The organism is Streptomyces sp. NPDC111656, from assembly GCF_055656965.1.
The window spans coordinates 17,882-40,539 of sequence record NZ_JBVKCA010000034.1 but is presented as its reverse complement, the minus strand read 5'-3'; the positions used below and the strand labels follow the sequence as shown (position 1 = coordinate 40,539).

Here is a 22,658-nt window from a genome sequence, read left to right as displayed (position 1 = left end):
CTGGAGACACACAAGGATCAGCAACCGGCCAGCGACGCCAACCCGTCGAGGAAGATAGGCCACAGACAACGCGACACACACCTCGTAACCACACCCCGCACCCCACGGCAGGAGAGCATGCCGAGTACCGACATCGAACTCCGCCCACACCAGAAGGAAGCCGTCGCCGCCACGACCGCCACACTCCGCGATCACGCCCGCGCGAGTGTGATCGCCGCGTGCGGCACCGGCAAGACCCTCATCGCCGCCCGCACCACCGCCCGCGTCGCTCCGCGCGGCCGTGTTCTAGTGCTCCTGCCGACGCTGGACCTGCTGTCCCAGACGATCCGCTCCTGGCGCCTGGCCGGACGCAAAGGCACCGCGATCGCGGTCTGTTCACAACGCCAGGCCCTCGACCACGAACCGCTCGGCGCGGACATTCCCTTCACCACCGACCCGGGGGAACTCGCCGCCCTCATCACCGCTTCCCGCTCCGGACCGGTCACCGCGTACGCCACCTACGCTTCCCTGCCCGCAGTCGTTGCAGCCCACCGCGATCACCAACTGCCCTCCTGGGATCTGGTGGTCGTCGACGAGGCCCACCGCACGGCCGGCCGTCTCGGCAAGGCCTGGGCTGCCGTCCACCACGACGACCAGGTCCCCGCCACCCGCCGCCTCTACCTGACCGCGACCCCCCGCATCTGGGACCCCGAAGACGACCCGGACACCGACGGGGCAGAGACCGTGGCCTCCATGGACGACGAAGCCATCTTCGGCCCCGTCGCCTACCGGCTCACCCTCTCCGACGCCATCGATCTGGGCCTGCTAGCCGACTACCAGATCCTCGTCCCCGTCGTCGACAACACCGATCTGCGGGACTGGCTCGCCACCGGCCCCGGAGCCGGCGTCGACGGACTGCGCCTGGCCGGTCGCCAGGTCGCCGTCCTGCGCGCCGTTCACGACCACCGACTGCGCCGCATCCTGACCTTCCACCATCGCGTCGCTGACGCTCGCGCCTTTGCCACCACTCTCGAAGAGACCGCCGCCACCCTCCCCGCCACGCTGCGCCCGCCCGGACTGTGGGCAGACTGGATCAGCGGCGGCCACCCCTCCCAGGTCCGCCGGCGTCTCCTGCTGGAATTCGCTTCTCACACCGACCCGCACGCCCCCGCGGTCCTCTCCAACGCCCGCGTCCTGGGCGAGGGCATCGATGTGCCCTCCATCGACGCCGTCGTCTTCGCCGACCCCAAGAACAGCCCGGTCGACACCGTCCAAGCCGTCGGCCGCGCCCTGCGCCAGGCCCCCGGCGCAGGCAAGAAAGCCACCCTCATCGTCCCCGTCTACCTGACCCCCGGCGAAGACCCCGACGATCTCCTCTGCGCGGACGCCTACACCCCGCTGTGGCGCACCGTGCAGGCACTGCGCGCCCACGACGACCGCCTCGACGCCCGCCTCGCCGACCCACGCACCGACCGGCCCACCATGCCGCCCGAGGATCCCGAGGCCTGGCTGCACTTCGACCGCCCCACCCAGACCGAGGAAGTCGCACTCGCCCTGTCCCTGCGGGTACTGGCTCCCAAGAGCGCCGAATGGCGCCGCGGCCTCACCGCAGCCCGCCGCTACCACCGTGCCCACCACCACCTCGACGTCCCCCAGACCTACGAAGACCCGGACGGCTACCCCCTGGGCCGCTGGCTGACCTGGCAGCGCCACCTCCACACCAGAGGCGCACTCGACCAGGCCCGCACCCACGCCCTGGAACGCCTCGGCATCATCTGGGACCCCCGCCAGCAGGCCTTCGACCGTGGCCTGGCCCACGCCACCGCCTACGCGGCCCGCCACGGCCACCTCGCCGTCCCCGTCGACGAGACCAACGACGCCTACCCGCTGGGGCGCTGGCTAGCGACACAACGCACCCGCGCCGACCACCTCACAGCAGAGCGCACCGCAGCTCTCACAGCCCTGGACCCGTGGTGGAATCCACCCTGGCCGACCACCTGGCAACGGGCTTACCACGATGCGCGCCGGAACCTGGAAGGAGGCGGAGCAGCGAAGGCAGGGGAGTGGCTCGAAACCCAACGGGCCCGCGCCGACGACCTGCACCCCGACCAGCTTGGCCTCCTCTCCCGACTGGGACTCCACCTGGCACGTACGGCCGACTCCCCAACGAAACACAGCCAGCAGCCCGCGCGTGAACGCGCATTCCAACGCGGGTTGGGCGCCGCACGGGCCTTTCTCGAACGAGAAGGCCACCTCGACGTGCCCCAACGGCACATCGAGACCTTCGACGGCGACCTGGTACGCCTGGGACAGTGGCTGAGCAACGTGCGACGCCGCCGTTGCGCTCTCAGCCCCCAACGGCAGGCGGCCCTCGCCGAGCTCGGCCTGTGAGCGGACACAGACAAGCCCGTGCTACGCAGAGACGAAGCGGTGTGCCCTCGCCGACCGCGGCCGGTGAGAGGGTTGCCGCGGGTGGCGTCGTGCAGAGCCCGCGCGAGGCCGGCGGCCGCCGCGATCTGCGCATCGGACCACGGGCGGAGCCGGCGCGGAACCCACCCCGGCACAAAACTGAAAATGTCCCGCTCCGAGGCGTCCCGGCCAAGATAGCGCGGTCCCCCCGGATATCCGCGCTCCTCCAGCAGGCTGAGCAGCGCGGCGACGAACGGCGACGCCGACGAGGTCGGCCGCCGGACGGTGTCCCCGACCGCACGACGCCTGGCGTGACACGGCCGCCCCCCAAGGGGATGGCGCCCTTGTCTGGGCCGGTCTCCACGGTGTCCTTCCCTCTGCGGTGAAACAGCTCCATGTCATGCGCTGGGGTACGAGGCTGTTGAGCAGGGGAAAGGAGACCGTGGTGAAAGCCTGGTAGCAGGCAGGCGCTGGTGTGGCCGCCCCTATCGTGCTCAGGCCAGGGCCTGACCGATCTCGTGTCGGCACCACTTGGTGACCTGGATGATCTGCGGCTCCTGCTCGTCGTGGAGGGACATCTCAGGGCTGCTGGCAGCTGGGTCCGAGGTGACAGGTGGAGTGGGTTGCCTGCTCTGGGATCCGCTGTGCCTCAGGCAGGCGTTCTCGACGATGATCGGCTGCAGCAGCAGCACGATCGCGCGCAGCATGATGCGCAGCCGCCGGCCCGGGCTCATGGCGATGAAGTTTCTGTCGAACCACGCCTGTACAGGAACGACCAGCGTCAGGTACTTGGCTGCGTCGGACTGATACTGCACCATCCAGTCCCGGAAGCCCTTGCTCACAGGGCCGGTCAGGCCTGGGCGGTACTCGAACACCCAGCGGCAGGACCGTGGGTACTGGACGGCGATCGCCGGATTCTCCGGCTTGGGGCCTACCAGGGTGAGGTCTCCGACCAGGAGATTCCACAAACGAGGCAGATGCTCGATGCCCGAGCGGATCAGGATCCGGTCCGTCGGAGTGGCCGGCGTGCCGTCTCTGTTCCTGCGGACGTACAGCGTGTACCGCGTGAAAATCTCGCCACCCTGTCCGACGTGTGGCTGACGATCCCACGCCGGGCCGCGCCGCAGCACTGCCACGGCAAGAGCGGCCAGCATGGTGGGAGCCGTCAGTAGCAGAGCAGCGAAGGCGAATCCGATGTCGACGGCACGCGTGAAGTGCCCGGGGCGCTTGCTGTCCAGCTGGTCCGCCATGGCGCGCATCCGTTCATGCCACCACGGCGGGTCGGACAGCGGACCGGCAGCCTTCCTCCTGTACTGGCGGCCTTTGTGCCAGGAGTCTGCCCACAGGACGGCAATGACGACGACGCTGCTGAGGATTCCGGTTACCGCCTTGACGGAACCGGAAGCCAGCATGAAAGTGAGCGATGCGACCGTACCGAACAGCCAGAGCGACATGATGTCGCCGACGAAGTTCGCCACTTTGCGTGCTGCCACGCCTTCGTCCCCGGCGCGCCGCCGTACTGCGTGGTGCGCCGATGCTGCTCGATGCGCGTGGATCGTCTGTCTGCGTGAGACTTCCACTTTCGAAGCCAGAAGCCTTCTCTCGACTTCGTCGCTGGAAATGAGCTGTGGTGTGACCTCGTGAAGGCGCGCAATGTAGGCGTCCACACGGTCATCGGCTTCCAGCGGCGCCCGAGTGTCGTAGGTGTCGTTCCCAGGCATCTCTCCTCCCGGTTCCTTGGTCCTCCATTTCGACTCCATTGCCATTACATTCCCCCCCTATGGGTCCCCCTGGACGAGAGCGCCAGCTCTGGGTGTTCACTTTCCAGCGCGGCGGCCAACTTTTTCCGTGCGTGTCGTAGATGTGAACGTACGGTCTGGGGGTCCTTGTTCAATTCACGGGCAATCTCCTGCGGTTCATACCCGTCGATGTGCAGGGCCATGACGAGGCGCTGAGCACCTTTCAGATGCCGGTCGACGAAGTCGATGACGAAGTCCCACTCTTCGTACTCTGATCCGAGAGATCGGGCGTCGTCGGACCTTCGTTGCCGGAAGTCCTGCTGAGCCTTGCGGACTCCGTCGTTCAGCCGCGCGTCACTGCGCAGGTAGTAGTGGATCGCAGCTATGCGGCACCAGGCTTTGGGGCGTTCCACGTTCCGCCAATGCTGCAGAACGTCGGTCAGGGCATCCTGAACCGCATCAGCGGCTTCCTCCGAGGAGGCGCCGAGGAAGATGACGTGTCGCATCAACGACGGGAACACCTCGCGGAAAAAGTCGTCGTAGACCGCCTGTTCCTCAGGACTCAGCGGAGGCCCATCCGCTGCAGAGCTGACCGACGGCGCCAGAGCGCCACTCGGTGAGGCATGGCGGTGCTGTCTACGCCACCGCACGATGCATCCTCATCGACGTTCTGTTCATACTCGTCAGGGGAGCGGGGCCTGCGGAACGTGCAACGCCCTGGCAAGATTTTTTCAGCACACGGCGAAAGCTACGCCGAGTTGGGCGTAGGAGCCGTGCAGTCCGGCGTGCTGCGAATCGTGCCGTGATGGTGTACGTCCCGCCGGCCTCCTGCCTATGGCACTGAGCCGGGCAACTACCAGTGCTCACACGCGCCTTGCACGGCCAAGATCACGGACCGCTTCCCGCGCGCCGAAGTGTTGGATGGCTGAGCAACCTGGAGGACCCCAGCCCGCGGAGAATTAATGATCTTGCGGGACGTTGCACGCGCGGACCCTCTTGATGCCCCTGAGGTACATGAGTACAACCTCGGCCATGGCATCACGGCGTGATGTCGGTCTCCGAACAGGGCGCGCACTGCTCAGTGTGCGCCCCCCCGAGTGATTCCGAACGCTCATTGCGTGAGAGGCGCTTCTCGCCAATCGAAAAAATGTGAAAGTAATAGAACTTCAAGTGCCGTCGTACTGTGCTCTTTTACGGAAATCGGCAGGCCGGAGTGTGTCGACGGCGTATGCCCGGGCGGCCTGGCGGTGGGAGCTTACTTTCGCTGTGAACTGCGGTTTCTCGCGCCCAGCAGCCCCGAAGGGTATCCGCGTTCACAGCTGTCACGGGTGCGTTATAGGGTGACCCTCGCCTCTGGTTGATTGACGACCTTCGCCATCAATCGAAGGGAGGTGCAACAAGAGGATGAAGTGTTCCCCGCCTACAGGGCCTGCAGGGCCGCCTACGGGCACGCAAGGGCCCAGAGACGGGGACCAACGCACCACTAGGGCATAGGGCTTTGCCGCTCGGCAACCGGGGCCCCGGGAGCCGATGAACCGGATCTGCTGCTATCAGGCCGGTTCTGGGTGTTGCTTGGTTCCGCTTCTGTCGTGAGATCTCATGATCCCGCTCCGCACCCAGCGGATGCGGGGTTATGAGTCTCGATGCGTGTGCAACACTCCACGGACTGGCTGGCGGCCAGCCCGTGAGGAATTAATCTCCCCGGTCTGCACACGCGTCGCGCCACCATGCAGAGGTGAAATCCTCAAGGAACCAGCTCATGCCCCAGGGCGCATACGCAAGTTAGGCCTTTCACACCTGTCCGCTTGCTTCTAAACTGTACCCCGACGTCAAGGGGGGACATTGTCATGACGCGCGGAGCACAGACACCGTTTGACGGTCCGTCACTGCGCAGGGCGCGAGCCTGCGCCAACCAGGGCCGCGGTTTCAGCGCAGAGGAGCTGGCCCGGCGGGTCAAGGCGACCAAGGCGCAGATCCTGGCCTACGAAAATGGCAGGTACAGCCCTGATCCACCCCGCATCCGGGAGCTGACGCGCGTCTTGGGTGTCTCTCCGCTGGACCTGACGGATCGTGACTCGAAGCAGCTATGGACTCTGGCGGAACTGCGCAGAGCCAGCGGGTTCCGGGTCGTCGACGTCGTCGCTGAATTACCCGTCTCCTACACCAACTACCGCCGCCTGGAGAACGAGGGGCTAGTCACCCCGCGCAGCTATGCCCTGGTTCCGGCGGTCGCCAACCTGTTCGGCATCCCCGTCGCCGGGCTGGAGACCCATCTGGCCAACATCCCCGCGTCGAAGGAACGTGTAGCCCAGGCACGCCCGCTGCTGACCATTGTGCAGGAGGGCTACGTCGTCCCCGGAGGGTTGGCACTGCCTGGACCCGACGATCCCTCGGTCCAGCGTCTTGCCGAAATCTTCTGCAGGCCGCCGCTGACCCTCGCCCGTCTGTTAGGGCAGGAGATCGGGCGTATCCGCTTTGCCAAGCGCCGTTTGGCGGGTTATGAGGCCACTGCGCACTATGGCGCTTCCGCCGATGAGCAGGCCGCTGCCCATCGCGCTGCGGAAGCCGAACGCCGTCGGCTGGCCCACCTCACAGCGAGTCTCCCCGGCCGGCTGGATGCATTCTTCCGCTGCGCACTGCCCAAAGACTCTTGGCGGGCCCTCGCCCTGCTCCACCTCGTCGGCCGGTTCGGCTTGTGGCTGTCGCCCGCACAACTACAGGAGAGCGAAGCGAGCGTGCTGAGCATCCCCTCCAGCATGTGCCGCTCGCTGCCGAGTCCGGAGGGCGCCTCAGGCCTCCACCAGATCTCCGATGAAGGAGACGACCACTGCCAGACCTACCGCGCGTGGTACGACGCCCTGCATCCGGGCGTCAGCAGGCTCCTGCACCAAAGGGAGTCGCAGCTGTCCGGACACGTTCCGGCCAGAGAACTGCGCGAGTACTTCGCCTCGGCTCACGCCGTACTCTTCAGCTTTGACGGGCTGCTGTGTCGCTTGTTTGCCACAAACGTGGAAGCCGTATCCCAGAGCCTGGTCCACGAAGCCCACTCCCTGCGCCTGTCGACGGGAGCGCGCACCCCCACAGACCCAGTCGGCCTTCTACGGGCGCTGCTCCCCTCCGCCAGTCCCTCCCAGATACGCCGCCTCGATCACACACTGACGGCGCATGAGACCGAAGCCGCACGCCAGGCCACGCCTCTGCCAGGCGTCCTGCAGCTGTTCCGCGTCCTGACCGCGGGCCGATGGCAACTCGGAGTTGTGACCGATCACTCCACAAACTCGGTCGAAGCGTTCTTGGACGACCTGGCTCCCTTGGTCGACAGCCAGCGGCTCAGTGTCTTCGGCCGGCCTCAGGATCCGCGCCTGATGAAACCCAATCCCCACGGCGTTGCTCTGGCGTCCGCTTCTTTGGGGTCATCGCGCGACCGTACACTCCTGCTGGGCGAGTCAGTCGCCGACGCCCTGGCCGCGCAGGCGGCCGGTGTCCGGTTCATTGGTGTGGCCAGCACGCCCGATCAGGCAATGATGCTCAAGCGAGCGGGAGCGAAGACCACGGTTCGTTCCTTGCGTGAAATCACCGCAGTAGTCAGGTCGTTGACCACCTATCCACCACGGTCATCCCGCCAGGACAGGACAGCCCCCAGCGGACCTTGACATTCCTTGCGGCACAGGAAGTGGGGCCGGAAACGACGTCAGGACTCGACCGTTGGTGCCGGGTCGCAGCCCCAGGCACGCAGAGCATCCGCGATTCGGGCCGTCTGCGGATGCGAAGCCCCCAAAATCATTGTGCTCACCTGCAGGGTGACGGTCATCAGTTCCATTGCCTGCGCGCCGTCACCCAGATCGCGAAGAACAAGGGCAGTCTTGTATTGGGTCTGCAGGGTCCGCGGATGCTTTTCTCCCAGCACACTCCGGCGTCCGGTGAGCGCTGCCCGATACTCCATCAGAGCTTGCTGCAGCCGGCCTTGATCGTGAAGCACGGCTGCCAGGTTGTGCTGCGCCGTCAGGGCGCCCGGGTGCGCGGCACCGAACTCTTCCCGTCTGATCTTGAGGATCGCCTCGTACTCGGCCCTCGCCTCTGCCAGTCGGCCTCGATCGTGCAGAACGCGGGCCACCTCATGGCGGGCCGTGAGCGTGTAGGGGTTTCTGGGGCCGTGAAGTTGGCTGCTCGAGGTAAACACCCGCACCAAGTGCTCGTGTGCTTCCTCCAGATGCCCCTGATCGTGCAGCACCCGGCCCAGTTCGTGGCGGGCCGTGAGGGTGTCCGTGTGCTCCTCACCGCGTACGCGGCCACTGATCTCCCACACTGCCTGGAAGCCGGCGCGCGCCAGAGGCAGGTCGCCGAGGTCGTGGATGGCACTGGCCAGCAAGTGACGGCAGTCCAGCGTGGCGGGATCCTCATCGCCCTGCAGGGCCCTGCGTACGGAGAGTACGGCTTCGTACCGCTGCCGGGCCTGCTCGAATAGCCCCAGGGCCTGCAGATGACGGGCCGCCATCTGAGCCATGTCTGCGCTGGCCAGCTGGGTCTGCGGGTCCATCTCCGCGCAGCTTGCGACCTGGTCGGCCAGCTCCAGGGCATGCGGAGTCAGCGCCTGCCAGGCTGCCCAGCGCTCGGGATCCTCCGGCGAACCGAGATCCTCCAGCTCAAGAGCAGCCGATACGAGCCGGACGGCTGCCGTCAACGCGGCAGCCGTCCGGCTGAGATCACGGATAAGCGGGTGCAGCCGTACGGCCACCACGTCGTCGGGGGAGTGGGCCGAGGACACCAGGTCAAGCAGCCCCAGGGACGCCAGTTCCTTCAGCATGCGCCACAACATCGGCCCGTTGATCTGGGAGAAAACGTCGACGGCCGAGGCGAGAGCGGCGGGACGCAGCAGCAGCGTATGAGGGATGGGCGCGTCAGAGAAGGCAGCCAGAACTTCCAGCAGGCGATCAGTTTCGGTGAATCCGCGGCGCCGCATCAGTTCGATCGACATACGCCATGTCTCGGCGACCGCCTGCTGGGCGTCCGCCGGTGCGGATCCCCCCTCCATCGCCCGCACATACGCCGCGAATGTACCGGGAGTCTCCGGGCCCTTGAACGCGTCCGGCATTCCCATCACCTCAGCTAGATACGACCCAGCCACGTGCAGGGCCAGCGGCAACCCGCCCAGGCGCCGGGCTAGTTCGCGGGCGTCCACCGTTGGCCCCGCGGCGTCACCCGTGTGGTCGAGCAGCACCTCTGCCGCCTTGTCGGCCTGCAGTGATTTCACCGGCAGTAGTAGTGCCCCGGTACCCCAGGACGGGTCTCCGCCGTTGCGAGTGGTAACGATGACGACCCCACTTGGGCACGCCTGCGGCCGGATCCAACTGGTACCCGAAGCCAGGTGGCCCGGACCGTCCAGAAGAGCCGTATCGTCCACACCGTCCAGGACCAGCAGCCACCTGTCCGCCAGCAGACTCAACTGGTTCCACAGCACGTCGGCCGCATCAGGGCCCCAGGCGCTGTCTGTCTGGAGACCGGTCTGACGTGCCACGGCACGCAGGCCTGCCAACAGGCCCTCCTCATGCCGCGCATCGATCCACCACACGGTTCTCCGGCACGCGGGGCAGCACTCCTGGGTGCGCGAGATTGCTTCCAAGGCCACAGCTGTCTTGCCGCTCCCGCCCAGACCGTGCAGAACAATCAGCTTTCCTCCGCCGCCGGTGTGACACAGGCCCACCACGTGCTCCAGCAGGGCTTCGCGGCCGCGCAGCGGGTAGCGAGGATCCCGCTCACCCATCGGCGGGGCCAGCGTCACCAGGATTCCCCGGTCGGGGAGCTCCGGAACCCGCAGCACCAGCTGACCGATTTCCATCCGGCCTGCCGCCACACCCCCCAGCTGAGCCAACACCTCACGCGTCGGCGGTCCAGCAGGACCGTGGGGAGGTATGGCTACTGCGGCCGCGGGCGGCCTTCGAAAGGGTCTGTCAGCGAGATGCCCCCTTCCACGGTAACCACACCGCCGGCCAGCGAGCCGGATTCCGCGGTGATGGAGACGTCACCGCCCACAACCATGCCGTGATCGTTGGCGGAAACGTTAGTCAACCCGGCATGCCGATGGGCGAGGCTGACCATCTGAGCCAATTCTTGCGCGGTTGCAGGCAGGTCAGCCTCGGGGAGAGAGTCCAGCAGCATTTCCCACCGAGCCCGCCAGGACGACTCCCACCGCACCAGGACGGTCCCCGGGTCTGTCCGGTCTGACAGGTCACGGGCGGTTTCCTCCAGCCGCGCCAGCTCCGCCGTACGCCTGCCTGCATCGCCTCGGGCAAACAGACGCGCGGTACGGTCGCGGACTGCCTCCCAAGCGTCTGTGCCAACGGCCTGAACCACCGCGGTACCTCCCGCCGCGGCGAGAGCGACCAGCGACTCCGACAGCATCATCGTCCCCCGAGATGTTGTGCTGTACCTGCCTGCCGTCTCCGGCCCGTGATCGACCGGTTTGCTTACTCTGCCCCGAATAAGCGCATGGCGCAGCCAGACAGTTGGCTTTGGCTTGTTCCTGACCGTGCATGAGTCAAAACGTGGACTGCCGCGCACTTGAACCGCAAGAAGCGGAGCTCGCATGGCGGTCGGCCGCCCAGGTTCGACCCGAGGATTACAAGACTCGGCACGCTATCGAACGTTGCATCAAACGTCCCGAGCAATGGCGCGGCCTGGCCACCCGCTGTGAGAAGACCGCCACGGTCCACCGCGCCGGTCTCCTCATCGCAGGCATCTTCCTCTGGTCCGTCCGCTGAGAACCACAGGCAGTTCACGGCTGGAGGCATTCCCCCTGCGGATCGAAGCAGACGAGTCCGCGCTCGCGAGCCAGCGCAGCGGCGTACTCAGACACTTCCTCAGCCTTGCCATAGGACATGAGCAGGTACACGATCGGCCCCGATGCCTCATCGATGACCGGTGACGACGCCCATACGACACAGCGCTCGGCGTCGTCCGGGTATCGCGCAACGAGCGCTTCCACGTAGGCCACGATGCGCGGGGCCGGAGGCACGACGACATCGTCCGACTCCAGGTAGCGCTCGTACAGCTCGTCGTAGGTCAAGCCCGCCTGGTGGTTGTCGAGTGGACGTTCTCCGTCCCACACCGCAAGGTCATAGCTCACAGGCGAATCGTCGCAGGTAGCAGTTCCGCCGGACCCACAGGCCCTGAGATCGAGCCACCCACCAAGTGATCCGTAAGAGAACTCCTAATGCCCCATGCTGGTCTCAGAGTTGTTCATCGGGCGCGGCATCGTCCTGGGTCCCGTTGGTTTCTCCGACCTCGGTAGCTGTCTGATCGTCTTTGAGAGCGGTGCGCCGGTATTGGGGGTGGTCGAGGTCCATCTGCTGGGCTGAGTGGAGAGGTACGGGATAGCGGGTGCGGTTTGCCCAGGCCAGGGGCTGGTGGCAGAGCCGGGCGGCGGCCAGGGCGAGGGCCTGCGGCTCGATCGTGGTGCCGTTCTCGCAGTCGTCCTTGCTGGTGTCGGTGGTGATGATCGGGTAGATCTCGGTCGCGGTCATGCTGTACCAGTTCTGCCGGACCTCGTTCTTCTGCCGGTTCTCGGGGTCGTTGGAACCATGGCTGGCGGTCCAGCGCGTACTGGCCTCGCCCAGGCGGCCGGCCCCGGCGCCGTCGAACTGGTTGGGGACCGTGGCCAGCAGCCAGCTGGGGCTGCCGAAGTCGGGCTCGACCTGGTACAGCAGGTTGGTGACCTTGTTGGTGCGCACCGCCATGCCGTCGCCGCCGACGTGGCTGACCTGGACGGGGCGCGGGACTTCGTCCATGTCTTTGTTGATGCGGATGACGGCCAGGGGACGTTCGTGGGCGGCGAGGGTGCTGGCGGGAAGCCAGGTACTGCCGGGCTGGGCCTGCTCTCCCTGGCGCCGGTTGTGCAGCCCCAGCCACAAGCGGCGCGTGCCGACGCCGTCGACGGTGACGGTGTAGGGCGTGCCTTCGAGGTAGTCGGCGAGGTCGGACAGGGCCTGGTCGATCTGCTTGGCGACCTTCTTGTAGCCCTGGTTGTCGTCTTCGAACTCGGTCATCTTGCCGGTCGGATACGCGGCGGCGTGGAAGGCAGCCTGTGCCCGGTGGTAGGGCTGCCACTCGGGGGCGGTGTAGCTCCAGCCGTGCAGTGTCCAGGCCTCTCCCGTGTCGGAGGGTGGTTTGAGGACGCTGGCGGTGATGCAGATCTTGGCCTTGCGGTCTTTGCCCTGGCGGCTCTGGCGGCGCACATGGATGCCGCAGTGGGCGACCTGATCGGCCCCGTGCGGGCCGATCTGATCGACCATCACCTGGTCGATGCGCCGGTCGATGATTCCCAGGCTGCGGCACAGGTCCAACAGCGACAGGATGACTTGGTGGTCGGCCTGTTTGCCGTCCTGCTTCGGCTTCTTCTTGGATGTCTTCCGCTCGGCGGTGAACTGGGAGACGATGCCGAGCCTGGCCAGGGTGCGCCGTGCCTGGTGTTTGGCGTCTTCGTCCTCGCGGAGCCTGCCCTGGGACTCTTGGCCGGAGCCGTCTTGCGGCTCGGGTTCTTCCTCCTCGCTGCCGGCGTCGAACTCCGTTTCCGCCCATACGCCGACGAGGGTGTCCGGCGCGTTCTTGAGGGAGGTGATGTGGGCGATGCTTGCCGTCTGGCCGGCGTTCGGCCCGTGGGTGAGGAAATCGGGGACGCAGTGGAAGACGGCGCTGATCCGGCCGCCGTTGAGGGGGAGGGGAACGCCGTCGGCGGGGTCGAGTGTGGCGGGGTCGAGACCGAAGACGCCGGCCAGACCGTGGATCATGCGGGTGCGGTTCTCGTCCCGGTACCACAGGCACACGATGCGCAGGTGCTCGTAGGCCATGGCGTCGAGGGAGCGGATGATGTCGTCCGGCCGGACGGACAGCTCGGCTTGCCTGAGCTGTTTGAAGCCGCGGGCGCGGGTGTCCTGGAAGATCTGCACGGTAGCGGGGTTGAGGACCTCGCGGATGTGGCGGTCGAGCTCCCTCAGGTGATGCATGCCGACGCCGCGGCCGACGGGGAACCTGTAGTTCTTGCTGTGCAGAGGGCGGATGGGGCCGAGCCCGGCGGCCGGTTTTGGCACGGCAGCACCGCCTTCGCCTTCCGCCGCTGCTGCGGTATCGGTTCCGGCTTCTGCCTGGGCGTCGGTTTCCTGTTCGTGGTCGACGCGTTGCTGGATACCGTGCAGGACGGACTGGTCCATGCCCAGGCGTGCGAGGGTCTGCAGGGACATGCGGTGAACGCGGCGGATGCGGCCCCGCCCGGCCATCTCGACTTCGATGATGGGCAGCGCCACATCGGCCTGTTCGGCCAGCACGGTGCGCGCGTAGGCCATGCGGCTGCTGACACGGGTTGCCTGTGAGGACACCAGAACGACCGGGTCGGCCACGTTGGGCAGTGTCTTCAGGGCCAGACGCACGCGCGCGAATGCGTGCGCGGTGCCCGACTTGTTCGGCCAGGCCTGGTGCCAGGCCACCAGGCCGCCGCTGCTGTCCGGCCGCAGAGTGACCTCCTGGCTGTCCACGTTCCACACCTGCTGGGCGAGGCGGTGGGCCAGGTCCCAGGCCACCGTGCGGTACACCCAGTTCGCCGCGTCCGGCTGCTTGTTCCCCGGAGCCTCGGAAGCGGGCAGCTTTCCGCGGGGGTCCTTCAGGTAGTCGGCCAGCAGCCGCTCCTCCTGCGGCGTCTGGGCGATGCGTTCGGCGAGCGTGCTGGGGCGGTTCAGGTCGATGTCGTCGGGATGCTGTCCCAGCACGAGGCCGTGCATGAGGGTGAATGCGTCACGCAGGGTGTCGTCGTCCACCTGGTGCCGGGTGGCCAGGAGCCCCTGCTTGGGGTCGAAGAACACGTATCCGCCGGTTAAGCAGCGCAGCGCGTTGGTGAGGACGGAGTGCGGGGCCTGGGCCTCTTCCCGTTGGACCAGCTCCTTGTACTGGCGGTCCAGCAGGGTCCACAGCGATGTGACGCTGGTGGGGAAGTCCCGCAGGTGAACGGTGGCGCCGTCCAGTAGGGCGGGGGTGCATCGGTAGGCGAGGGTGTCCAGGCGGGGCCGGGTCTTCGGCACGGGCATGTAAGGGGTCCTTTTCCGGTCGGAGGGCGTGATCAGTGGTCGGCCGGGTCGATTCCGGCGTAGGCGAGGAAGGCGGCGAGGGCTTCGCGGTAGATGGCGTTCATCTGGCGCCGCACGTCAGGGCTCCAGCTGCCGTGCATGCGGCGCAGGATGCCTGCGAGGTCGGACTGCCAGGAGTCCTCGTGGAAGGCGTAGTCGACGAGGTGCAGGGTCATGTCGGTGCCGCCGCGGCGGGCGCGCCCGGCGAGCTGGATCATGTCGACGACCATGCCGGCGACGATCTCCTCCTGCAGGGCGTGGGCGGTGCTGATGAACCCGGGCGCTGAGCGCATGATCATGCCGAGGCGTGCCCAGGCGGCGGCCCTGGCCTCCCGCAGGTCGGTGACGGGAGCGCCGGTGGGGGAGTGCGGCAGCGCGGCGAGGCCGGCCGCGTTGACGCTTGCGTACATCTCGGCGGGATCGGTCAGCAGTGCCAGGGGCCGCGTGCACAGGTAGACCGGGGTGATGGCGGACTTGGTGCCGATGACGATGTTCAGCCCGCGGGCGATACGGGCCATGGGCACGACCAGGATCGTTCCCCGGCTGGGGAAGTCCTCGAACTCCTCGGGGGTCAGTTCCGTGATGCCGGGCGGCAGCGGAGGCAGCTTCTCCCGCCAGTGCCGGTCCGGAGGCACGGCCACGCACAGGCCGCCGGTGTACTGGCCTGCGGAGTGGATGCCCAGGGCGACGTGGCGGCAGTGCTCGTAGGAGTTGACGACGACGGCTGCGTGGGCGCGGTCCGGATCGGTGCGGGCGATCCGCGCGAGCTCCTTGTGGATCACAGTGTCGTAGAGGCGGTCGCCGAGCTTGATCAGCGCCTCGCGTTTGAGGTGCTGGGGGATGCCGGAGATCTGGATGGCCCGGTTGGTGACCGAGTCGGTGATCATGTGGCGTTTGGCGCGGATGCTGTCGGGGGCGGCGTCGGTCATCCACCACTTCACGGGCGCGTGGACGTGCTCGCGTACGGCCTGGGGGAAGTAGGCGGTGGCCGACAGGCCCATGACCGGGCGTTCGACGCCGGCCAGGGCGAGAGAGACGATGCTGCCCAGCTGGGCGGTGTAGGTGTGCGGGTCTCCGCTGATGCTCTGGGCGGTGAGCACCGCGTTCTTACCGGGGTCGTCGAGGCCGGTGACCCGGTATCCCACGATCGCCTTGCCGAGCATGCCGCAGGGCAGGATGCCCGCCGCCACGCCGGTTTCCAGGCGCTGGGCGAGTTTGCGGGCCGAGCGTAGCCCGACCGAGCGGAGCTGGCCCGTCTTGTTGCGCAGCAGGGCGAGAGTGTCGTCGAGTTCCGCCAGCCACATGCGCACGATCAGCAGTTCGACGGCCTCGCTGCGGTCGTGGGCGTCCTTGACGATGTCCTCCAGCGCCTCGTGGAGGTCGAGCCGGACGGAGGCGAGGAGGTCCTCTCCGCGCGGTGCGAGCAGGTCTCCGAGCAGTTCACGCACCCGCAGCAGGTGGGACGGCAGGTCAGATGTCTCCTCTGCCGGGCTGCCGTCCTCGCTGCTGCCCGGGTGCGCCGGGCGCAGCGCGTTGAGCGTGGCGAACAGCCCGGCGGGGATCTCCTGGTCGCCGGCGATGCCCTCGTCGGGGAACAGCAGTGAGATCAGGCGGCGGTCCCGGCTGCCGGCGAGGTGCCAGCCGGTGCTGTTGACACCGGGCCGGTCCCGGGAGGGCCCGTGCCCCTCGTAGTGCCGCAGGTGCAGCTGGTTCTCGCAGATGCTCGCCAGCAGGAATTCCGACAGATAGCGGGCGTGTGTGATCGTCGGGCACAGTGCCTTGACCGCCTCGGCCGGCAGCCTGGCCTTGTCCTCGTCCAGCTCCCGCAGCGGCACGACCTGGCTGCGGCGGGAATCCAGGACGAGTTCGCTGGAGCACAGGTCGAGCGCGACCGACTGGAACTGGTCGACCTCATCGATCATAAGGGTGTGCGAGCGGCGGAAGGCGAACTCCGCGACCGACAGGTCCGCCACCCGGCGTCCGTCGAGCCGCACCCCGAGGTGGAAGCGGCCGGCCATGAAATTGTGATGGTTGGTCACCACGACCGACGCCGTGCAGGCCTGGCGGTGCTGCTCGTACTTGCCGCACGTCGCCATCCACGGACACGCCGCAAGGCCGGAGGCCGGGGGCAGCGGGAACAGAGGACGGCAGGGCTCCTCACCGGGCGGGTAAGGGTGGCTGGACTGCGTGTGATGCCCCAGTGCGCATCCGTACGACAGCTGGTCGAGCTTCCACAGCGTCTTCTCCTGCTGCTCCAGCAAGGTGCCCTCGATGCGGGCCGCAGCCTTCATCGCCCGCTCGTGCAGCCGTGAGGGCGACATCAGCGGGGTACAGGTCTCCGCCCGCCCCAGGTGTTTCAGGTCCTGGGTGATGTCCCAGGCCGCCGAGAGCGTGGCCTCGACCGTGGGAAGCACGATGGTGATGTTCATGCCGTTGACCGCATACCAGGAAGCGGCCACCCGCACCAGCACGCTCTTGCCGGTGCCGGTGGGGGCGTTGAGGATTTCCATCGGCCCGGACAGCAGCCGGATCAGATCCTGCGCGGCGATCGTGTCAGTGGTGCTCAGCTGCTGGAACAGCCCGTCCAAAACGGTGTGTACGTAGCGGTCCTGCGGCAGGTAGCGCTCGTCGATCCGGCGGGCGAGCTCGAGGAGCTCGTCGGTGGGGAGGGCGACCTCGGGCTGATACGGCACGGTGCGGACCTCGGGCAGGTCGTCCTCGCCGGCAGGATCCGCAGCGAAGACGGGAATGGTGGTCCGCCCCTGGATCAGCCCCGCCCCGTGGGCGTACTGCGTACGCGGCAGCCAGATTCCCGCCGTGGCCGGCTTGCCGGGCCTGCGCCGCGGATGGTCCCGGCGCAGCCGGGCCAGCATGCGGTCGACATAGCCCAGCAGATCACCTCCCACGAGGGGGACAGCGGCCTCGGCACGGCCGGCCGCCTCGCCGGCCGCCCGAAACGGCAGCGCGCCCGGCTCGCCCTCCACGAAGTCGAGCAGCGTACGGGCCCGGGAGGTGAACACCCCCAGGGAGGCGAGTTCTTCGGGAGCGAACGCGACGACCTCGCCGATCCGCTGCTTCTCCTCGTGCGGCAGTTCCCGCCAGCGGGCCCACTTGTCGACCTGGCCGCCCAGGAAGAACGCGGAGTCCCGAAAACCCGCCAGGCCGGTGCCGGACGCGTCCTCGTGCGGAAAGTAGTGCGCCGCCAGAGCCAGAGCCGCCCCTACCGCACCGGCCGACTTGGACAGACGCTTGGTCACTGCCATGCCACCCCCGCTTTCCGGCAGATCAGCGCACCGATCCCGCCCGCCGTCGCCGCCTTCATCCCGAACTCCCGGCTCACCGAGGTGAGCAGCTCAAGGCTGGAGGCCCGGTAATCAGGCACCACCAGCCACTCGGCTCCGCCCTTGTCCCCGCCGTCCGCCTGCACCTTCTTGGCCAGCAAAATCGCCGAGGTGTAGTCCTTGACGTCGATCCGGAACTCCGCTGCTTCCCTGCCCCGGCCCACCTCGACGTGCAGGTCGTAGGCGTCCAACTCCGGCCACAGCACCGGCGAAAGCCCGCGCGCAGCCAAGGCGTCGTACAGAGCGATTTCCACCAGGCCGGGCACCGTCGTCCAGCGCCACACCCCCCGCGTCAGCGCCTTGTGCCCCTCCACCGGGACCGGCTCGGGCACCTTCCCCCCGAGGTCCGGGAAGAGCACCGCCTGCTCACCGGCGGGCCGTACCGGCACGGAGAGCGGAACCAGCGCGGGAGGCCTGCCCAGGTCAGGGATTTTGAAGGTGAAGTCGGCCCCCCACGCAGCGTGCGGCCGGTGGAAGCAGCGCACGCTGCCCGTCCTTGCTCCGCCCCGGCCTGCATGCAGGGTGACCCGCATGGGCCATCGGCAGACCGGACAGGCGAACCACCACCGGTCCCAGACGGAGTCGAAGGCCACCGGACGGTAGAACTCCGCGACACTGCTGGGCAGGTTCAGCCGCCGCAGCTCCTTGTCCGGCCCCGCTGGCGTGCGGATCAGCGAGGAACGCCCGTGGACGTAGGCATCCTGGTCCATGCGTTTGCGCAGCGCGGAAAAGACCCGGTCCTGGTCCATCTCCGCTTCCAGGATCTGCGTGCTGGTGGGCCGTCCGTCCCGGGTGGTCTTCGCCAGAGCCCGCAGAACGACCCGCTGCTCGATTTCGAGGTCGAAGAAATCTTCTTCGAAAGCCCCGTCCGGCGTGATCAGCCGGACACCTTCCATTTCTTCTGCCGGGACCGTCTCGGGCAGCAGCCGGGACAGGTCTCCCGACAGCAGCTCACGGAACACCGTGAACGTCAGGGGCCTTCCCGGCGCCCGGGCGGCCAGGATCCGGCCATGCGCGTCCATCAGGGTCCGCAGCCGTCCCTCGGGAGGCTGTTCTGTATCGGTCAGGGCTTTGGCCGCCATGGCCGCTGCGGCCATCACCATGTGCCGCACGGTCGCATCCGAAAGCCCGGCGCCTGCCGGGGAGTTCGATAATTCCACGGCAGGCACGATAGAGGGCGGCACTGACAATCGGCTGCCCGCTCAGATAGATTCACTCATGTGTGCGAATTCAATTCTTCTGTGCACACTCAAAAGTGTGACCGCCATGGATGGCCAGAGACGATCGGGAGTCCGCTTGCGAGCGTCCGGTACTCAACGGTGGTTGGCCGTTTTGTTCACAGAATGACCGGTTCCTTTCGGAGAGTTCAGAAGGGCCGTGCCCAGATTGGTAGGGCTGTGAAGCACCGCATTGCGGTACCTCACGGTGCGGATCAGTCCCGCCTCGCGCAGGACAGTGGCGTGTTCACTGGCGCTGGCCGGTGCGAGGCTCGTGAGGGCGGCAAGCTCCTTGGTGGAGCAGCCAGGGTGCTCGGCGATGGCAGCGAGGACCACAGCTCGGGTGCGGCCCAGTAGAGGCGCCAGTGACGAGGTGCCATCTGGCACGGTCGGCCGTTCGGGCGCGGCGAACAGGGGAAGCTTGCGTGAGTGCTGATCCGTCCCCGCCGGATAGGCAAGTATTGGCTGAGGCTCGGTATCGAGGTCGAGAATGGGCAGGCCGGTGCCGAATACCTGAGGGACGAGGAGCAGTCCACGACCCTGGAGCTGCACGTCAACCTCGGGGCACGAGGGTGGTCTCAGGATTTCGAGCACGGGTGGCTTCCAGCAGATCCACCGAGGGTTCAACGAGGCGAACAGCCCTTCCACTCCGCCGGTGAGCACCTGTCGCGCGCGTGCTCCGCGGTCGGCCGCTGTAATGCTGGTGATCTCATTCCAGTACGGGCTCAGCAACCTGTTGAACACGTGCTCCAGACTGTCGAAGAACTGGCGCAGTAGGTCGCGGTCGTCACCTAAGTGGTGGGCCCATGACGGGAGTTGTTGCTGCTCTGCCACTGAAGCCAGGTCCTTGAAGATCTCCGACCGGGGTAGAGACCGTGCCTGCTCGAACACCTCCTGCGGGTCACCGGCTGTCGGGGCGCCTAGGAAAGTGGGGGTCCAGCCGGCGGCTGGGATTAGGTCGAGGACCATACGGGCCTGGGGCAGCAGCCCCGCAAGGGCTTGGCGCCTCCAGGCGCCGTATCGCACCGACTGGTTGTGTTCTTGCAAGGTCCTCACGGCCGCGCTCAGCTCCCCCAGGGGCCGCGGCCTCTCCGCGACATGCGTACGCGCCAGATCTTCAACCGTGAAATGGATGCGGAAGACCATGCGCCCCCTTCGACTGATCACCGCGCGTCATCATTCCGGAATGCCGCTGTTCGGCCTAGACCGAATCACGTCGAGTGACGAGCCGCGCGAAGCGGAACCTAGGACCGCAAGGACCGCACCGGCCGGTGGGCGAGCGCCCCCTCACCGGTGGACCAGGATGGCGCCTGGCCTTGGACACTCGGGCCGGGGGCTGACGCAACGACACGATCAGGAGAAGAAAGTGCGACTGACCGGTATCGGCAAGGCGGTGGGATCCATCGCCGCAAGTGCGCTTCTCGCGGTGGGCGGATTCACCGCCCAGGCCCAGGCATCTCCCTCCGCCGGCTACATCGGAGACGGGTACGGCAACAACGCACATGGCGTGTGGTGTGTGCAGCACCTGGTCAACGACGTGGCACAGTCCAAAGGCAAGGGTCGGCCCCTGGATGAGGACGGAGCGTGGGGGCCCCAGACCAAGTCGTGGGTCAAGTGGTACCAGGGGAACTCCGGGCACAGCCTGACCGCCGACGGCATCGTGGGCAAGGGCACCGGAGGATGGCTCCTCCTCGACGGCGACTCGTACTACGGCCGTTACAACTACTGCTACACCTACGTTCCGTCGTACTTCTAGCCGGCGCCCGCCTGAACCAGTAGGCATCGCAGGCGCCACCGTTAGCGGGTGTGCGACCACCATTCATGGCAACGACTCGAGGCCGACTGGGGAAACCGCGGCGTAGCTGCAGCGTGGAGACCAGAGGCCTCCGGTACACCGGCCGGAGGCAGGACCGTCGGCTCCCGGGCACCGGGGCCACGTCCGGTGCCCCGGTGCCCGGGGGCGGGGTGGGCCCCAGAGGGGGAGGGGCCCACCCCGCGCGGTCGGGTACGCCCGGGTGTCCATCGGGGGTGGGTTGCGACTGTGGAAGTGGTATACGGGTTCGACTTGATCCGGGGGATTGTTCCGGATTTTGGCTGATCATCCAGCACGGGACACGCAGTTGGACTCCAACATAGGTGGTCACCTATCGGCGAACGTCACAAAAAGCCCGGGCGGCCGGCACGTCCGCATACAACTCCTGGTACGCCGCGGCATTCTCCGCGATGTGCGCGCGCCCGGCATCGGTCAGCACCCAGCGCAAGGGCCGCTCCTGCAATGGCCCGTGACTCTCCTCCCCGCCGGGCAGACAGTCGATGTACCCGCGGCTCAGCGCCCTGCCCGGCCGGTACCCCGTTCCCAGATAGAACTTGGCCCTGCCCCACAGGGCGTCCTCCGGCAGCCCACCGGGACCTGCTTCGGCGACCCTGACCAGCGTCCGCCACAGCCACTGCGACAGAAGGTCTCCCGGCGGACGCCGCGGCGGGCTCTCACCCAGACCCGCGCGGGCGCACGCGCGCCCCGAACGCGTCAGCTCGACCACGACTCGCGGCACGAAACCGATCGGGAACACCTCGACCTGGTCCTCGCTGATCCGCAGCAGCCCCCGCCGGGCCAGCGCGTGGAGAGTCGCACCCGCCCCGGCGTCGTGCCAGCCCTCCGCACGCAGACGCTCCTGGACCCCCGTATAACCGGTGAACGCGGAGTCGGCCTTCACGCTGAAAGGGACACGCCGCCACTGCGCAGCAGGACCGGCGTCCTGCCCGGCGGCGCGTTGGCGCCGCGCCGCGTCCTCGGCATGCTGGTCCTCGCGGAAGCAGGCCGCCAGATAGGCGCGCTGACGACGGCTGAGGCCGTTCCAGGTGCCTGCCGCCGGATCAGGTCTCCTGCTGTCCGACCGGGCCCGGGCCGGCCGTTTCGGACGCAGCAGGTGGGCCTGCTCGGGGAACGCTCTGAACCAGCTGCGCCTGACGGTGCGGGACGATACACCGTAGATGCCGGCCATGGCTGCAACGACGCTCTCAAGAACGGATGCCTCCAGCCAGGCTGATACGGGCCGACCGGATTCGAGAGCCTGCAATTTCCACTCGGTGGCCCTGACAGGTCCCTCCGGCAGCGACCGGGCCAGCAGGCGGACGGCCTCCACGCGGTCGAGGCCGGCGAACCGCCGCAGATCCGCCAGCGACTCCTCGCCCTCCGGGACCCCGGCCAGAACCTGGGGCGAGGTCTGCAGCACATGCGCCATCCTGCGCAGATGGTGAGGAGAGGGGGAATTGCACCCCTGCTCATAGCTGGCGATCTGCCGAGCAGACACGCCCACCTCGGCGGCGAGCCGGGTCTGAGTCAGTCCCGCTTCCTGCCGGAGGAGGGACAGGGAACCGGATGCGAAGGGTTCGATCCGTCTGGGCATGAGGCCATTATAGACTTCGTGAAGTCTATAATGGCCTCCGGGCGAACGGAACATGCAACAAGAGCCTGGCGAACGCCGACAGCGGGCGCCCCAACAGCCGCAGCCATCCCCGACTGCTGCAGCGCGGCAACAGGTTGGCCGGACCTAGCCCCATGGGCAGGCGGGATCGCACCTGCCCCGAAACGCCGCCGCGCCCGGGCGAGATGCACTCTTTGCGGGAAAGAACTGCACCAGCCTTCCGAAACATCCCCGCCTGCGCAGCCCCAGCACCAGAGCTGCTCTGCCTCAACCGGACCTCATCGAACACCAGCCGCATTTCGCCATTTCCGACGGTGCTCGAAGGGACAGGGCGGCACTCCTGTGCAGCCAGATCCGCGCACCCGGCCCTCACCTCCGCCCCAGCCGTTGCCGACTTGGTGACGAGCACCGCTCTTTCTGCAGCCCCGGGCACGCGCGT

General features: G+C 67.5%; 13 protein-coding genes. 3 read left to right on the top strand and 10 right to left on the bottom strand.

Annotation, left to right across the window (positions count from 1 at the left end; all coding sequences use genetic code 11):
• The first annotated feature begins 117 nt into the window (after positions 1–117).
• On the top strand, positions 118–2,370 hold the full coding sequence (locus tag ACZ7M3_RS48565; RefSeq protein ID WP_472072641.1) for a helicase associated domain-containing protein: 2,253 nt from the start codon (positions 118–120) through the stop codon (positions 2,368–2,370).
• Positions 2,371–2,882: 512 nt separating this feature from the next.
• Here the strand turns inward: ACZ7M3_RS48565 and ACZ7M3_RS48560 are convergent.
• Positions 2,883–4,109, bottom strand: a complete 1,227-nt coding sequence (locus ACZ7M3_RS48560; protein ID WP_472072639.1) for a sugar transferase — start codon at positions 4,107–4,109, stop codon at positions 2,883–2,885.
• A 44-nt stretch (positions 4,110–4,153) separates the two neighbouring features.
• Positions 4,154–4,633, bottom strand: coding sequence for an RNA polymerase sigma factor (locus tag ACZ7M3_RS48555; protein ID WP_472072637.1), 480 nt, complete (start codon positions 4,631–4,633; stop codon positions 4,154–4,156).
• Positions 4,634–5,974: 1,341 nt separating this feature from the next.
• Here ACZ7M3_RS48555 and ACZ7M3_RS48550 point away from each other — a divergent pair.
• Positions 5,975–7,780 carry a helix-turn-helix domain-containing protein gene (locus ACZ7M3_RS48550; protein WP_472072635.1) on the top strand — a complete coding sequence of 602 codons (1,806 nt, stop codon included), beginning with the start codon at positions 5,975–5,977 and terminating at the stop codon, positions 7,778–7,780.
• A 38-nt stretch (positions 7,781–7,818) separates the two neighbouring features.
• Here the strand turns inward: ACZ7M3_RS48550 and ACZ7M3_RS48545 are convergent, their stop codons facing one another.
• The 7 genes from ACZ7M3_RS48545 to ACZ7M3_RS48515 all read right to left on the bottom strand — a co-directional run bounded on the left by ACZ7M3_RS48545 (position 7,819) and on the right by ACZ7M3_RS48515 (position 19,628).
• Positions 7,819–9,963: a tetratricopeptide repeat protein gene (locus tag ACZ7M3_RS48545; RefSeq protein WP_472072633.1), complete on the bottom strand. Its 2,145-nt coding sequence runs from the start codon at positions 9,961–9,963 to the stop codon at positions 7,819–7,821.
• Between the two features lie 77 nt (positions 9,964–10,040).
• Positions 10,041–10,529: a hypothetical protein gene (locus tag ACZ7M3_RS48540; protein WP_472072631.1), complete on the bottom strand. Its 489-nt coding sequence runs from the start codon at positions 10,527–10,529 to the stop codon at positions 10,041–10,043.
• A gap of 370 nt (positions 10,530–10,899) precedes the next feature.
• On the bottom strand, positions 10,900–11,250 hold the full coding sequence (locus tag ACZ7M3_RS48535) for a hypothetical protein (RefSeq protein WP_472072629.1): 351 nt from the start codon (positions 11,248–11,250) through the stop codon (positions 10,900–10,902).
• A 103-nt stretch (positions 11,251–11,353) separates the two neighbouring features.
• Positions 11,354–14,197 (bottom strand): RNaseH domain-containing protein, encoded by a 2,844-nt coding sequence (locus ACZ7M3_RS48530; RefSeq protein WP_472072627.1) that lies wholly within the window; start codon positions 14,195–14,197, stop codon positions 11,354–11,356.
• 32 nt (positions 14,198–14,229) lie between these two features.
• On the bottom strand, positions 14,230–17,499 hold the full coding sequence (locus tag ACZ7M3_RS48525; protein WP_472072625.1) for an ATP-dependent DNA helicase: 3,270 nt from the start codon (positions 17,497–17,499) through the stop codon (positions 14,230–14,232).
• On the bottom strand, positions 17,490–18,680 hold the full coding sequence (locus ACZ7M3_RS48520) for a restriction endonuclease-related protein (RefSeq protein WP_472072623.1): 1,191 nt from the start codon (positions 18,678–18,680) through the stop codon (positions 17,490–17,492). The genes ACZ7M3_RS48525 and ACZ7M3_RS48520 overlap by 10 nt, the downstream gene beginning before the upstream one ends.
• A gap of 210 nt (positions 18,681–18,890) precedes the next feature.
• A complete protein-coding gene (locus tag ACZ7M3_RS48515) occupies positions 18,891–19,628 on the bottom strand; it encodes a winged helix-turn-helix domain-containing protein (protein WP_472072621.1) in 738 nt (245 codons plus the stop codon).
• A gap of 532 nt (positions 19,629–20,160) precedes the next feature.
• On the opposite strand from ACZ7M3_RS48515, the gene ACZ7M3_RS48510 reads away from it, so the two are divergent.
• Entirely contained in the window at positions 20,161–20,550 is a 390-nt protein-coding gene (locus ACZ7M3_RS48510; RefSeq protein ID WP_472072619.1) for a peptidoglycan-binding domain-containing protein, read from the top strand.
• Between the two features lie 388 nt (positions 20,551–20,938).
• Here ACZ7M3_RS48510 and ACZ7M3_RS48505 read toward each other — a convergent pair whose 3' ends face one another.
• On the bottom strand, positions 20,939–22,201 hold the full coding sequence (locus ACZ7M3_RS48505) for a helix-turn-helix domain-containing protein (RefSeq protein ID WP_472072617.1): 1,263 nt from the start codon (positions 22,199–22,201) through the stop codon (positions 20,939–20,941).
• Positions 22,202–22,658 lie beyond the last annotated feature (457 nt).